Annotated in this window: 11 protein-coding genes and 1 pseudogene; 5 read left to right on the forward strand and 7 right to left on the reverse strand. The window is 47.7% G+C overall.

The window, feature by feature from the left end; translation table 11 throughout:
* Window positions 1-40 precede the first annotated feature (40 nt).
* From Q4D85_RS13735 to Q4D85_RS13755, 5 genes are all read left to right on the forward strand, one after another.
* Window positions 41-757, forward strand: a complete 717-nt coding sequence (locus Q4D85_RS13735) for a YfbU family protein (protein WP_303201264.1) — start codon at window positions 41-43, stop codon at window positions 755-757.
* 45 nt (window positions 758-802) lie between these two features.
* Window positions 803-1,618 (forward strand): hypothetical protein, encoded by an 816-nt coding sequence (locus Q4D85_RS13740; RefSeq protein ID WP_303201266.1) that lies wholly within the window; start codon window positions 803-805, stop codon window positions 1,616-1,618.
* Window positions 1,619-1,698: 80 nt separating this feature from the next.
* Window positions 1,699-4,467, forward strand: a complete 2,769-nt coding sequence (locus Q4D85_RS13745) for a DNA methyltransferase (protein WP_303201267.1) — start codon at window positions 1,699-1,701, stop codon at window positions 4,465-4,467.
* Window positions 4,464-6,434: a DEAD/DEAH box helicase gene (locus Q4D85_RS13750; RefSeq protein WP_303201268.1), complete on the forward strand. Its 1,971-nt coding sequence runs from the start codon at window positions 4,464-4,466 to the stop codon at window positions 6,432-6,434. The genes Q4D85_RS13745 and Q4D85_RS13750 overlap by 4 nt, the downstream gene beginning before the upstream one ends.
* Window positions 6,431-7,615, forward strand: coding sequence for a GIY-YIG nuclease family protein (locus Q4D85_RS13755; RefSeq protein WP_303201269.1), 1,185 nt, complete (start codon window positions 6,431-6,433; stop codon window positions 7,613-7,615). The genes Q4D85_RS13750 and Q4D85_RS13755 overlap by 4 nt, the downstream gene beginning before the upstream one ends.
* A 113-nt stretch (window positions 7,616-7,728) precedes the next feature.
* Here the strand turns inward: Q4D85_RS13755 and Q4D85_RS13760 are convergent, their stop codons facing one another.
* From Q4D85_RS13760 to Q4D85_RS13790, 7 genes and pseudogenes are all read right to left on the reverse strand, one after another.
* Window positions 7,729-8,700, reverse strand: a complete 972-nt coding sequence (locus Q4D85_RS13760; RefSeq protein WP_303201270.1) for a GIY-YIG nuclease family protein — start codon at window positions 8,698-8,700, stop codon at window positions 7,729-7,731.
* Window positions 8,701-8,780: 80 nt separating this feature from the next.
* Complete coding sequence (locus Q4D85_RS13765; protein WP_303201271.1) at window positions 8,781-9,440, reverse strand: hypothetical protein; 660 nt, start codon at window positions 9,438-9,440, stop codon at window positions 8,781-8,783.
* Between the two features lie 10 nt (window positions 9,441-9,450).
* Complete coding sequence (locus Q4D85_RS13770; protein ID WP_303201272.1) at window positions 9,451-10,371, reverse strand: Abi family protein; 921 nt, start codon at window positions 10,369-10,371, stop codon at window positions 9,451-9,453.
* A 202-nt stretch (window positions 10,372-10,573) separates the two neighbouring features.
* The gene (locus Q4D85_RS13775; protein WP_303201273.1) at window positions 10,574-11,890 is read right to left on the reverse strand and encodes a hypothetical protein; all 1,317 of its coding nucleotides are present in this window, start codon (window positions 11,888-11,890) and stop codon (window positions 10,574-10,576) included.
* Window positions 11,891-12,010: 120 nt separating this feature from the next.
* Entirely contained in the window at window positions 12,011-12,976 is a 966-nt protein-coding gene (locus tag Q4D85_RS13780; protein WP_303201274.1) for a TIGR01777 family oxidoreductase, read from the reverse strand.
* Window positions 12,966-14,918, reverse strand: a complete 1,953-nt coding sequence (locus tag Q4D85_RS13785) for a pentapeptide repeat-containing protein (protein ID WP_303201277.1) — start codon at window positions 14,916-14,918, stop codon at window positions 12,966-12,968. Before Q4D85_RS13785 ends, Q4D85_RS13780 begins: the two co-directional genes overlap by 11 nt.
* 216 nt (window positions 14,919-15,134) lie before the next feature.
* Window positions 15,135-15,626: pseudogene (locus tag Q4D85_RS13790) on the reverse strand (hypothetical protein); the annotation flags it as partial.

Consider the following 15,626-nt stretch of genomic DNA (forward strand, 5'->3'; position numbering starts at 1 on the left):
ATACGAAACCATCTACCAACCAACCATCTGACACCAAAACTTGCACCAGACCCATACTAAGGATTATCTTGATGCGATCGCCAAGGGGCGAAACGTATCTGTAAGTAATCTATTAAGAGATCTTATAGATAACCACTTACTACTGAAGCAAGACGGTGAGCAAAAACCTAAGTCAAGCCCAATCAGCCTATCCTCGTACGAACGGTTAACACTTGCCTTACAATACCGCCTTCTTGCTCTGACCTCGTCATCAGATAAGGAAATGAGCGCCGAGTACTCGTATCGCGCAGAGGTCTTAGAAAATGGCTATTCGTTTGAGTATTCGATGCTCTTTGACCACGTTTCTCCTGAGCTTTCAGAAAAAGACGGTAAGTTAGTCATTGATCTCCTCAACATGTTTATTTACATCAACCACGGTTTAAGCAATTTAAGTAGTGCAGAAGCAAGGAAATTTAAGCCATTTGAACACCAAATCAAGTACCTTGGGTTCGACAATCATGTTCCTCGCGAAAGAGCAATGCAATCATACGTAAATTTCATGGTGTTCCAGCGTGATAAATGGAAGCAGCTATTTCCAAACAAAAATGATGCCCGAATTGAAGCACCTTCCCCTCAGATCCCCAGATACTCAAGAATGCTAGACGCTTTCAATCTGATTTACGCTGAAAAACAAAAGAAGAACGGCCCGTTCGATAGATCACCACTGACGCTTTCAGAGTTACTGCGCATCGTCGCAGCTTCCTATATGCGTATCTGACCAGGCGTTAACGAACTAAATATACATCTGAAAGGCTAAAACAAGATGGAAGTTACTAATCAATACGTTCCTTTCTCCCAACGCATGGGCTTAACAGAAAGGTTTGAACCAACTCGAGATCTTTTCCCCGCATTAAATAGTCACCTACACAGTTGGTTGTTAGCTCAATCCAGAAACATGTACACTCACTATCAGCAAATAGAGCGCCGACTAAGATTTCCCGTGGGGGCCATCGGCGAGATAATTAATGCTTATGGAGAGAACCTAAATACTCACGGAAATTCGGAGTTAATCTGGGATATCATAGATGCATTTCTTGTCCATGGTGCTGATAGATATAGCTTGAGCGCCATTCTTGACTCTTTTGAACACGAATATACGGTCCACCCAACTGAGCGCCGACTAATTCAGCGTCTCGATAAGACAACACTAGAAGGTTATTCTTCCGCTACTACCCCTGAGGATGAATCATCTGATCATTTAAACGTAGCTTGGAATGCTGTTTACTCAAGAAACCCTGATTATTCTAAGGCCTGGGAATACGCCACTAAGGCAGTCGAAGCAGCCCTGCGACCAATTGTGGCTCCTAACGATTCAAAAGCCACCCTCGGAAAACTTATTGGCCAGATTTCTAGTACCCCTAATCAGTGGACTATCTCGATCGCAAAAAGAGACCTGGCAGGTAAAGAAATCTCTCCAATAGATTTGTTCATTTCAACCCTTCGCATCGTTAACTATTCCCCAGATCGGCATGGTGGTAGCAATGCCGAAGCAGTCACGAAAGATCACGCGATCCTGGTTCTCCATCAAGCTACTGCTATTGTTAACTGGCTTCGCGCGGGCTGTTTGCAGAAAATCTGACATTGCCCGGACGGTCCCCCATTTTTGCTACCCTTGAATAGGATATTTCCCATCCGTTGAACACAATGAGGAGTTTCGTTATGGCCCGGCTTACGCTGAAAATGATTGATGAACGTGTGCAGGCTTTGGGTAATAAGGATTCCTATGACCGTGAGTTTATTTTCGATCTGCTGAGCGCTTATGGTCGCAGCGCCAGCGCTATTTCTCGTTTGCGCAATGGTACGTTGAATGTCGCTGCCAACCCAGACACTGAGGTTGCGCAGAAAAACGTGGTTTATTTTAAGCAGATTCCGCTGACTATCCATGATGATGGCATTATTTTGCATGTGCTTGAGTCTTTGCGGAAGGAACCGCATGTGTTCCGGTTTGCTCCGCGGTTTGTGATCGTTACGGATTTCGAAGAGCTTGCAGCGTATGATACAAAGACTGGCGATAACCTGATTATTCCCATTCGGGATATTGCGAAGGAGTTTACTTTCTTCCTGCCTTGGGCGGGGATGGAGAAAGCCCAGTATGTTGAGGAAGCGCATGCTGATGTTAAAGCGGCCGAGCAAATGGGGAAGCTTTTTGACCAGCTGGTGGCGGTCAATCCCGATTTGTTCGCTTCGGAAAGTGGTCGGCACAGCTTAAACGTATTCTTCACTCGCTTACTTTTCTGCTTATTTGCAGAGGATACGGATATTTTCGAGGGCGGAATTTTTACGTATGGGATTACCTCGCACACTCAGGCAGACGGGTCTGATGTACGCGAGTACATTGAGACTGTTTTCGATTATTTAGACACGCCACTGGATGTGGAGCGTAAGCCACCTTTTCAGAAATACCCGTATGTTAATGGCCGTTTGTTTGCCAGAGACCAGAAACTGCAGGTCCCTAATTTTGATCGGGAGTCGCGTAAACAGTTGATGGCTATGGCGAACTTGCAGTGGCAAGACGTGAACCCGGATATTTTCGGTTCTATGTTCCAAGCGATTGTTACCCCGGGGAAGCGTTCTAACTTGGGGCAGCACTATACTTCGGTGCCGAATATTTTGAAGACTATTGACCCGTTGTTTATGGATGACTTGCGGGATGAGTTTGATCAGGCTTATGAGAATCCGAAGCGTTTGCAGGCGCTGTTAATCCGGATTTCGCAGATTAAAATTTTTGATCCTGCTTGTGGCAGTGGGAATTTTTTGATTATTGCCTATAAGGAATTGCGTCGCCTGGAGCACGCTATTTTAGAGCGGTTGCAAGAGCTGAAAGCCAGCGAAGACTTAGCAATGTTCGCGCAGTCTAATATCAACATCGACCACTTTTACGGGATTGAAATTGATGACTTTGCCTGTGAAGTGGCGATACTATCCCTGTGGATTGCGAAGCATCAGATGAACCAAGAGTTCAAACAGCAGTTCGGGATTTCCCTGCCACTGATTCCATTGAAAGAAGCCGGGCGGATTGTGGCAGGTAATGCGAACCGAATTGACTGGCAGGAAGTGTGTCCAAATAATGGGGTGGACGAGATTTACCTAATCGGGAACCCGCCATACGTTGGGGCCAGTATGCAAACCAAAGAGCAAAAAGCTGAATTTAATCTTGTTTTTGGGGAACGGAAGTTTTCCAAAAACCTTGACTATATTTCTTTGTGGTTTGTGAAAGGTGCGGACTATATCCGTAGTACTCATTCACGTTTAGCTTTTGTGACTACCAATTCAGTGGCTCAAGGCGACCATGTTGCCTTATTGTTTCCACATATTCTAAGTGGGGGTATTGAAATCGGATTTGCCTACACATCTTTTAAGTGGGCTAACAATGCAAAATATAATGCGGGAGTTACAGTAGCAGTCATTGGACTACGTAATGGTAGTACAGATTCTAAATATTTATTCTCTGAGGACATGAAACGTATAGTTTCGAATATTAATCCTTACATCGCAGAGGGAAAGAACACTGTAGTTTCTTCAAGGAAGAAAAAGTCATTAGCTTTAGAATTGCCAAATATGCTATTCGGATCGAAGCCTACAGATGGCGGGTTTTTGATATTAACTCCTAGAGAAAAGGATGAATTAATTACTGAGTTCCCTTTTCTCAAGTCGTTAATAAAAAGGTTTGTAGGAGCAGATGACTATATTAATTTTAAAGAACGTTACTGCTTGTGGATAGAAGACTCAGATGTTGAAGTTATAGGAAATATCCCAGAGATACATAAGCGCTTGGAAGCAGTGCGACGAATGCGTGAAGACAGCAAAAAAGTTGCGACTCAAAAAATCGCTTCTGTACCACATAAATTTGGTGAAATTAGATATAAACCAACTGACGCGATTATTGTTCCTCGTGTATCTTCTGAACGCCGGGAATACGTTCCCATGGGGTATTTGGGTCCAGATACAGTAATTTCAGACGCCGCATTTGCTGTTTATGATGCGCAGCCTTGGCTGTTTGCTTTACTTACCTCAAAAATGCATACGGCATGGTTAGAAGCAGTAGGTGGTAAGTTAGAAACCCGATATCGCTACTCTAACACCTTGGTTTACAACACTTTCCCAGTCCCACCCCTCACAGACAAACAAAAAGCTGCACTCACCAAAACCGCCCTGCGAATCCTGGACGTAAGGGAATACTACTGCGAATACACCCTGGCAGAACTCTACGACCCAGATAAAATGCCAGAAAAGCTCCGCCGCGCACACAGTGAAAATGATGAACTGGTAGATTCACTCTACCGCCCTCGGAAATTTGAAAGCGACGCAGAACGCCTCACCCTGCTTTTCGACCTCTACGAAAAAGCCGTCTCTGCCGAACAACTGCAACTGGCCGAAAAGAAAAGCCGAACCAGTAAGAAAACCACCCGCGGAAAGAAACAATCATGACTCCCCAGATTGAAAACTTCACCAACCTGGTAAACGTTGAATACGCCCAGGCCGGTAGCTCCATCAACACCGACGAACTGGGCATGCGCGAAATGCAACGCCGCGTCTGGCAACAACGACGCAGCCAATACCTGCTGGTAAAAGCACCCCCAGCTTCCGGAAAATCCCGCGCCCTAATGTTCGTCGCCCTGGATAAGCTCTATAACCAAGGGGTAAAGAAAGTAATCGTCGCCGTGCCGGAACGCTCCATCGGTGCATCCTTCGGAAACACCAAGCTCAGCGGCTACGGTTTCTTTGCAGACTGGGAAGTACCAGAACAGAACAACCTGTGTACCCCAGGCTCCAATGAATCCAAAGTGACGTTATTTAAAGCGTTTTTGGAAGGAACCGACCCTATCTTGGTCTGTACTCATGCGACCTTACGGTTTGCTTTCGAACAGTTGCCTGTCGATGCCTTTAACGATCTTCTTTTGGCGGTAGACGAATTCCACCATGTTTCCGCAGACCTCGATAACAGCCGTTTAGGCACAGTGGTAATCGAAGCAATGAAAGGCTCTAACGCTCATTTCATGGCGATGACTGGGTCTTATTTCCGGGGCGATTCGGTACCGGTTTTAGATCCGGCCGTAGAAACCCAATTCACCCCGGTAACGTTTAACTACTATGATCAGCTCAACGGCTATGAACATTTAAAGTCCTTGGGAATTGGACACCACTTCTACCAAGGACGCTACACAGACGCTATCGGTGAGGTTCTGGACCTTTCCAAGAAGACCATCATTCACATCCCCAGCGTAAACTCAGGCGAATCCACTAAAGATAAGTATGAGGAAGTCGGATTAATCATGGACGTTATCGGTGAGTACGTATCCACCGATAAAGACACTGGTATTCACACTCTGCGTAATCGGGAAACCGGGGCTTTGCTCAAAGTCGCCGATCTAGTGGATGACAACGATACTAAAGCCCGCTCAGCGACCTTACATTATCTAACGACGTTCGCGGCTAAAAACCGCGACGCGGTAGATATTATTATTGCCTTGGGCATGGCGAAAGAAGGTTTCGACTGGCCCTTTGCCGAACATGCACTGACCGTAGGATACCGAGCCTCTTTAACCGAAATCATTCAAATTATTGGGCGAGTAACCCGCGACTGTGAAGGGAAAACTCATGCACAGTTCACTAATCTCTTGGCAGAACCGGATGCGTCTCAAGGTGAAGTCACTGTCTCTGTGAATAACCTGTTGAAGGCAGTTACCGCTTCTCTTTTGATGGAGCAAGTATTGGCGCCAAACTTTGATTTCAAAACCAAAAAAGGCGCGGATGATAAAAGCACCCCTGGAACTATCAAAGTCAATGGTTTGAAAGAGCCCTCGACTGAGAAGGTAAAACAAATTATTGCTACTGATCTCAATGACCTGAAAGCCACCATTTTAGGGGATGACACTTTCGTAAAAGCGGCAGCTGGCGGGGTTGAACCGCACATTACAAATAAGGTTCTAATCCCCCGAATTATCCGCGAACGTTACCCAGAATTATCTGAAGTTGAAGTTGAAGAACTTCGTCAGCGGGTAGTGGTTGATTCAGTTATCAAAAATGGCGAGTTAAAAACGGTTGGCAATGACCGTTTTATTAAGATGGGCACTAAGTTCGTTAATATCGAAGACCTAAACTTAAACTTGATTGACTCGGTAAACCCGTTCCAGAGGGCGTTCGAGGTACTTTCAAAGAAAGTCGATGTCAACGTATTGCGTCTTATTTCAGACGAGATCGCAGCCACGAAGATTGAGATTTCCGAAGAAGAAGCTTACAAATTATTTCCGCGGATTCAGCTTTGGATTAAGACTGAGGGTAAAGAGCCTCAAAGGACATCTCAAGATCCAGATGAGAAGCTATTAGCTGAAGCGCTCTTAGTTTTACGACGTGCTAAAGCTAAAAAACAACGAAGGAAAGAAGAGACGAAGTGAGTGGAGAATTCGATCTGGATGCCGCGCTAGATGAGCTTGATTCCTTGGATGTTGACGGTATCCTCAACCAACCAGAAAAACCTAAAAGAATCACTTCTACAGACCGTTTAGAAACTGCTTTCATAGAGATTGTAGAGTTCTATCGCGAACATGGCCGTAAGCCTTCTTCTGACACGTTAGAGATTAGTGAACGGAAGCTTGGCGCCCGTTTAGATGGTTTCCTCATCGATGATGCGCGAGCTGAAGCGGTTCGTCATTTAGATGAGTTTGGGTTACTTCAGTCTGCAGATGTTGCAGCTAGTTTAGAAGAATTTTTAGAGTCGGGTGACTTGGATTTCTTAGATGATTCTGAGGCTTGTTCCATCTATGATTTATCAGGTTTGCCTGTGCTTGAGAAATCAAGAGAGAGTTTTGAAACTAAACGTCGAACTAAGGCGCGGGATTTCCAGAACTTTGAGCATATTTTCGCTCATATGTATCAGCAAATCCAGGCGGGTGATTACACGTTAGAACCGTTTGCGGGTGCTCCCACGATTAAGAAGGGTGAATTCTTTGTACTAAATGGGATTATGCTGTTTGTCGCGGAAGTGGGCGAACGCAAGGTGGTTGGGGCGGCTAGTCCTCGTCCCAAAGAACGTCTGCGTTTAATTTTTGAAAACGGTACTGAATCTGAAATGTATTTACGATCTTTGGCCAGCGCGCTGGGTGAAGATAAGTCTAGCAAGCATTTAGTTCCGAAGCATATTGATTTGTCAAGTTTAAGTTCGTTAGAGCGTTTAAGTGGGCATATCTACGTCTTAAAGTCTTTGAGCACCGACTCTGAGATTTCGACGATTCCTAACTTATATAAGATCGGATATTGTTCAACCGACGTAAGTAAGCGTATCGCTAACGCTCATCGTGAGCCTACTTATTTCATGGCTCCGGTGCAGATTGTTAGGGATTATCGCGTCTATGACATGAATATAGCTGTCTTAGAGCACTTAATCCATAAGGTTTTCGCAAATGCCCGCCTGGACATCACGCAGATAAACGAAGCTGGTAACCAGGTCAATGTCACCGAGTGGTTCACTGTGCCTTTAGAAGCAATCGATGACGCAATTTCACTGATCGAAACCGGCGAAATCGTCAACTACAGATACTCCAATCAAGCTCAGACCCTAATCAAAATCTCAGAGTAATTCGAGAGGCATCCCGACTCCACGATGAGCGAAGAGAATCTAGACCGAGGAAAGATAGCTTAAATCAACGCTTCTCATCCCATGTCAACAATAAATGTTCTATAAGTCATGAACTACTCTTCAGGAAGATTAACAGTGCCATCTAGCGCAACGCCTCTCTCTTCCCACTCTGCAAAGGTTCGTGTTACACCGTGTTCGTCAGTCCATTTCCATTGAGTTCTCCCATTAAGGTTCATATTTGTAACCAAACCTAATGCTGCAGATGGTGTCAACGCTATATCACAAAGAACGCGCCCCTTAGAGTCTCCGATTTCAATATTCCCGAGTTCTTTATGTTTTTCGCGATTTCTCTGAATCCGATCATAAGCATCCTGAGTCGGCTTTTCGTATTTTCTCTCTCCACGATCAATATCTGGTGCAATATCCGAATCTTTGAGTAAAAAGAACTCTCCATTCGAAACCTGCGCCCTGGCAAAGAGCTTAGAATTCCCAAAAACATATTCGAAAATCGGCGAACCGTCGATAGGGCGGTCTAATCTATCATTATCTAGCGGCATAGACTGTTCGCGGTATCGAAGAATATTTACACCCAGCACAGGCAGTATTATCTTGACGTGTTCTAAGAATGCTTCCAAATCCGATTCACAAGCTTCTGATACTGAGGGAATCTTTGGATACTGGGAATTCACTAGCGAACAACGATTTGCTTTTGTCGCTTCTTCAACAAGCCTTGCTTCTAAATAATCCCACCTAGATTCGATATTTTCATCGCCTTTTGTTGAAATACAAATTAAGCGATCCCAGAACATTTTTTTGGCTTGATGCTGTTTTAAACGCATTCCAAGATTATGCGTTCTTCCGATATATACCTCGGACTCTGCCTTTTCTTCATCATTTGTCAATAATATATACGCGCCACTTCTAGAGAGTTCCGGGCGCTTGAGAATCTCGCCGAAGTCTGACCTGGGTCCCGTCAGAATATGTCCAGTCCACCCAGTTATTTCAACGGTAGTCAGTTCGTCCGCTATTCCATTGACCAAAAACATATTTATATGTTTACCATTCATTTCAACACTTCCAGTCAACTTAACCTCAGCAATTGTTTATCTCAATTTACCTACCAAAAGCCACCGATAATTGCGATTCAATGATCGAACAAATCTACCTATAAATTCGCCAAAATTACCCAGGCGAAGACTTGGCCTAGGAAGAGGCTCATGCCCCAGCCCATGATGACGCTCCCCCACCAGGACGAACGGTTAATCGCCTCTTCACGCTCTATACTTCCCACCTCGGTGGCGTTCACTCGTCTCTCCATCGCCCACATCACCAAAAACGCGGGAACCGTTATCACAATCAGCGCCACCAACTGCACTAAAGACCAGAATGACCGCCCTCCGGAAGAAAAGAAATCAAAAAAAGAATAAACCCACGTAACTACAGACTGCGCCCCCACCAACACGAATAACGCGACGCCGCCAACTACGAAAACCCAAGCTCGCACCCACTTTTCCAACGTAGAAACCCGAAAAGTTGGCATCTGCGCCTCCTCAGGCGGCACCGGCGCACCCAACCGCGCCTGCAATTCCAACTGCTTCTGCCAAGTCTGCCGGTTAAGCGCCGCCACCAAACTAGGCCAAAAAATCAACGCCACCACCGTGGCCATCCCCCACGCAAACCCCTGCGTAAAGTCAATCTCGCTCCCCCACCAGCGGGCAAACAGCATAGAACCAACCGTCCCCACCAGCTGCACCAGCACCGTCACCGTCCCCAAAATCCAAGGAAACAAACGCTTCCAAAACGGCGACAACTGCGAAAAACGCATCCGCGAACTCCTAACCTTCCAACCCGGCAAACGCAAAATCACCATACCGCTGCGGATTCATAATCCCCCGCTTCAAAAGCAAATTCGCATTCAAAATCGGCATAATCTGCTGCTCAAGCCACGCCTGCTCCAACTCAGCCTTCTTCGAAATCAAATCAATCAAACAAATAATCCGAAACACCGAATTATCCGCGAAATCCCCATACGCATTCCGATACCGATTCACCGTCTTCGGCAACATCCCCGCCTTATCAAGCGTCACATGATTCCACAGCCGCCCACAATGCGCCAACCGATTCCGCAAATGCACCAACAACTTCAACTGCCCCGGCAAATACGCCTGCGAAAGCCCCAAATTCGCCGCCAACTTCGCCAACACCCCAGACTCCACCGAAGCCGCAATCGCCTTAGAAAGCGTCCCAAACGTAAACGCCTCAACCGCCACCCAAATCGGCAAATCCGGGTACGCATCCGCCGCCTCATCATAGCGGCTCCGAATAATATGCTCTTTACTACGGTTCAAATCACCCCGCATCAAATCCCACGCCGGCGTTGGCTTACGCCCCCTAACCAGCGGCGGAAGCGACAAACCCTCCCCCTGCAAAAACCCCGTACCCCCACCAAACAACTGGCCGTAAGCGTGCGCATACTGGGCGCGAAACAAAGCCTCCAACTTACGCACCTGCGTTTCCAACGTGGACGCCAACAGCCGATCCGCCTCAAACAAATCCCGAATCGTCTCAAAATCCGCGCCCGGCACAAAACGACTCTCCCGCTTCGGATTAGTCCGCCAATACGCGAAATAGCCTTCAAAACGCGCGTAATTAACCTGGGCTAGGAACTTCTCACACTCGCGCACCGAAGCCACTTCCAGCCCGCGGTTTTGCAGCTGCTCCACCTGTTCAGCGAAACTCAACCACTTCTTCGTCATCGCCAACTCCGCTGCCCCAGGGTGGGAAACGAATGCTACCGGCTGGCTGGAAACTCCAACTCCGCAACCCACCTATGAAATGGCCCCGGTCCTTTGGGCATCGTTTCCGACTAGGCCTGACCGGGGATCTGTCATTTCAATTATACCGCAAAAAGGTGCGGGCGGAAGTAGGTGTAAGTAGCTAATCGCCTACTTTTCCGCCCTAGTTGCCGGGCGAGTAAAGCCGCAAAATGAAGGTGTCCTTGCGGCTCTCAAACTGCACCACGCGCTCAGGATCCATCAGATACTGCAGCTCGCAGCGGCCCTCAATCAGCTGCTTACCCGTGGTTACGTCATACAGGCAACCCGAATTCCACAGGTCGTAATCAACCGTGTAGGAAGCGATCTGCCGGCTCTCAGAAGGCAGCAGGTAGCCGCCACGGAACGGAAACTTACTTACTTCCACCAGACCCTTGCCGGGAACATAGAAGCCGCTGACATTCTTTTCAGAGCTATAGCACATCACCGGCGTGGAACCGTCATCGGGCACTTTGCCGCGCTGCTGCAAAATCGCCTGCACGTCAGCAGTGTTGTAATAGAGTTTGTGAGTGCGCACCCCCGATTCCGTAATGGCACATGCGTCGCTTAACTTCAGCTGGCTGCTGCCACTTTCGTCGGCGATCTCAGTGAAGTTGAAGTTTTCATCGACTGCCACCCAACGGTCCCCGATCTGCGTCGGAATGAACTGGGTGGGCAGGTTGTCTTTGAAGAAGACGGCGCGCTCCATTTCGGGGGCGGCGCTGCCGAACGGAGTTTTCTTCACTTCCGTTTGCCCAGTTTGCAAATCTAGAATCAGGACTTCGTCAGCGGCCAGTGAGGCAACGGCTTTATCTCTTTCAAAAGTCCACACCGCATCCGGCTTGCCGATTTGGAATGCGGCGCAGTGGAATGGTTCCGGCTGGGCAAAGCGCGACCGCAGGTCATAGTCGTCGAATGTTTCCCGAGTAAACGCGTTAATCTCACAGTAAACCACGTTGTCGGTGACGCGCGGAGCCATCAGCGGATACAGCATCGGCAGGGTTTCTCCTGCTGGGAAGGGGTTCTTCCACCCGGTTTTGAGGATTTCCCCGGTGCGCAGGTCCAGCATTTCTTCGCCAAATAGGTAGGCGGGCACCAAGTAGTGTTTGAACACCTGGTTTTGGGACAGCAGGTCTTTGGGTATTTCTTTGTCCCAAACTTGTTTGAGTTTTCCGTCTTCTAAGGTGAAGGCTTTTGCTTTCGCAGTTTTGTTTTCCGCGTCGGTTGCGACTACGAAGTAGTCGCCCATGCGCCGCGCTAACTCGATTTTTCCGTCTAGTTTTACGGTTTCTTCTTGGGTTAGGGTGGCTCCGTTTACCCAACTGTCTGCGGGGATTACCCCCAGGTTTCCGGGTGCGGGTGAGCTTCCCAGGTTAAAGATTCCCAGCCCGTTTCCGCAGGCGCTGAGGGCCAGGGCGCTGATACTTAGCAGCGCGGCAATGCGCAGTTTCCGAGTTTGCATTTTCGTGACCTTCCACTTTGGCGGCGTGGTTTAGCCGGTTTTGCAGGTGGTTTCACTGTGTTAAAGTTGAGGATTCCTCTTCGAGTATATCCTCATGTCACCGTCATGTCAGAACGTTGGTTACGCGATGATGCGCGCGTTTTCATAGAGGCGCTCAGTTTCCAGGGCTTTGAGCACGTCTGGGTCTTTGAAGGTGAAGCCGGTTTCTTGCAGCCGGGTGGGTAGCGCCCGCTGGTTGGCTAGGGCCAGTAGTTGGACTTGTTCGGGGGCTAGGTTCAGCAGTTTCCTGGGGATTTTCAGCCATTTGGGGCGGTGCGTGCGCGCGGCCATGAATTGGTGGAATTCTTTACCGGTGGCGGGGCGCGGGCCCTCTAGGTTGAAGGCGCCGGCTGACTGCGAGCTTTCCAGCAGGTGGATGATGGCGCGCACGTGGTCGCGGCGGGTGATGAGGGGCATCCAGTTTTCGCCGTCTCCCAGTTGGGCGCCGAACCCGTAGCGGTAGAGGCGGTCGAAAGTTTTTAAGAGCCCGCCGTTTGGGTGCATTACCAGGCCGGTGCGCAGGTGGGTGACGCTGACGCCCAGGTCGGTGGCGGGTTTCGCGGCGGCTTCCCATTTTTCGCATAGCTGCGCTAAAAAGTCGGTGCCGGCGGGGCTGGTTTCGGTGATTTTTTGGTTGTTTGCTGAGGCGTCTGCCCCGTAGTAGCCCACGGCTGAGGCGGCGATTAGTTTCGCGGGCCGGCGGTGTTCGGGGAGTTTTTTGAGTTCGTTTATGAGAGTTTGCAGGGGCTGGGTGCGCGAGTTTTCCAAGATTTCCTTGCGTTTTTGCGTCCAGATTCCGTCTGCGATTCCCGCGCCAGAGAGGCAGATGACGGCGTGCAGCGGGTTTTCTTCATTCCCGAGGGCGCCAGTCTGAACTTCCCCGTTTTCAGGATCCCAGTAGAACTGTTTGACCTGCTGGGTGTCGTGCTCATGGTGGTGCCTCACCAGCTGGCGCACCAGGTAGCCTTTGTCGACGAGTGCTTCAGTTAAAGCGCCCCCAATGAACCCGGATGCCCCGGCTAAGAGGATGGTCTTTTTAGAGGTCATAGAAATCGTCTTCCTCTACTTCTAGAACCTTTTCTAGTTCGGCTTCTAGCTCCTTTTCTAGTTCGGCTTCTAGCTCCTTGAAATCAAGTGTTACATCTGGGAAGTTTTCGCTAATAGTTTTTTGGATGCCAGCTAGCTTTGTTACTTTTTGTGGGTGGTCATTCAATGCTTTGCAGAACCGTTTATAGACTTCCTTCAGACGTTCAGTTTTCTTTTCTAAAGTCCACTCACTGTTATAACTCTCAATGTTCCAGTTATCGCCAAAAGCTGTCCCCGCCTCTGGATTCGCTAATAGCAGTTCCTGCATCGTCGGTGTGTTCTCAAAGACAGTTCCTTTCGTAAAGAACTGATTGATAAAACTTGCCCATTCAAACCAGGCGTCACCGGCAAAACTCGTCCCATCAAACCAGGCGTCACCGGCAAAACTCGCCTCACCAAACCAGACAGTAGGAGCAAAACTAGCACTATCGAACCAAACGCTACCAACGAAACTTGCCCCACCAAAAAAGGTATAATCTGCGAAACTCGCCTCACCAAACCCGACGTCACCGTTGAAACGTGCCCCAACAAACCTAGCAAAATCGGAAAAAATCGCCTTTCCAAACCTCGTAGCACTGGCAAAACTCGCCCCATCGAACCCAGCATCACCGGAAAAACTCGCTCCAATAAACCTAACGGGACCAAAAAACTTCGCACCTTCAAACCCGACGTCACCGGCAAAACTCGCCTTACCAAACCCGACGTCACCATTGAAACTCGCTAACATAAACCGGGCAGTACCAGAGAAATTCGCCCCAACAAACCAGGCATCACCAGCAAAATCCGCTCCAACAAACCAGGCATCACCAGCAAAATCCGCCCCAGTAAACGAGGTTATGCCGGCAAAACTCACCTGATTGAATGAGGCTTGGTTAAGAAAAACTATATTCGAGAAATCTACTGGTTTATTCCAAATAGTCACTTCCCAGTTAACAGGTTCCCTGAAAGTCGCCCCGCGGAAATCAAAACTACAATCACACCACAGCTGCTCATCTGCCAACGTCTGTACCTTGTTAAGCCCCTCCCGATCTTTCCGCAGGTGCTCGCCAATTACTTTAATAATCGCAGATTCAACCGCCGCATCCTTAAACTTACCGCCATCCAACTGATCAGAACGATCCGTACGCAAATAACCGCAAAGAATATCAACTACAGTTTGTTTATGCTCTTCAGGATACCTATCAGATACTTTTGCAAGTGCATAAACTCCTGCAACCCGAACATGTGCAGATTCACTCTCAAGCAATCTAATAGCATTTACCAAGGCCTCTTGCTTCTCACGTTCGTCAGCTCGATTCTTCTCTGCCTCGTTTCGAATCGAGGCATTTTCAACTTCTTTTTCCTTGAGCTTTATATCTCGTTCAAAGTTAGTTTGCTCCCTACGACTTTCTTCTTCATCGAAAATTAGTTTGCGTTCATCATTTTGTTGTTCACGATATTTGAGGACTAGATAGAAGACACCACCAATACCACCAACGATCGGAAGAAGAATTTTCATCCAAACTTCGATTGAAGTGCCTAACGGAACACTTAAGAACCCAATCGCCCATAATAGGAATACTGGAATATAGAGCGCAGAAACTGCAACAAAAAGAAAAACTCCAATGTGCGGATTCAGCTTAAGACGATTATCATCCGATTCTGAATCGAAGAAAAACTGGGCAATACGCTTATCAAATGTATTCTCTGTTTTGTCTGGACGAGAGCATGCAAAAGATATCGACAGAACCAAGGCCGAAACAAACAAACAATTGGAAACTGCCAACAGCAAGTGAGCGTGTGAGCCAAAGATTTCAAGAGAACGTTGCTTATTTTCAGGTAATAAAGACCAAGTAAGCCATCCAAAAACACCGCCCATACCGAGGGCAACGATCATCTTGGTCAGCAAATTTCGACTAATCATAAAAATCCCCAACGATCCCTACGAAATACCTAAACAAAGACTAACAATACTAGAAATATTGTAACAGTGAAGTACCTTGGCAATAGAAAACTAACTACTTCACGACTCAAAAAATTCTCCAATTTAAAGGATTAACGTATAGAAGATTGCTTTGGCCAGTGCACGCCCGACGAGCTAAGTTTCTGTACCTAAGAGGCTTGTCATTTTAATCGGTCGTCATTCGTATTCGGTGCTGTGCTCTAGCACTTTTTCTGCTTCGGCTTCTAGAGCCTTGAAATCAAGTGTTACACCCGGGAAATTTTCGCTAATAGTTTTTTGGATGCCAGCTAACTTTTCTGCCTTTTGCGGGTGGGCATGCAACGCTGTGTAAAACCGTTTATAAACTTCCTTTAAACGTTCAGTTTTCTTTTCTAAAGTCCACTCATCGTTATAACTTTCAAGGTTCCAGGCAGCGTCGAAAGCTGTCCCCTCTTTTGTGTCAGCTAGAAGCAGTACCCGTGTTTCGGGAGTGTGCTTAAAGGTAATTTCTTCAGGGAATAACCGCTCAATAAAACTCGCCCCCGTAAACCTGGTGATACCAGCAAAACTCGCACAGTTGAACACGGTGCCACCGGCAAAACTCACCCCACCAAACCCGGCTTCACCAGCAAAACTAGCCCCATAAAACCAGGCGTCGCCGGCAAAACTCACCCCCATAAACCAGGCGTC

It is taken from the genome of Corynebacterium sp. (genome assembly GCF_030532965.1).
Taxonomy (GTDB): Bacteria; Actinomycetota; Actinomycetes; order Mycobacteriales; family Mycobacteriaceae; genus Corynebacterium.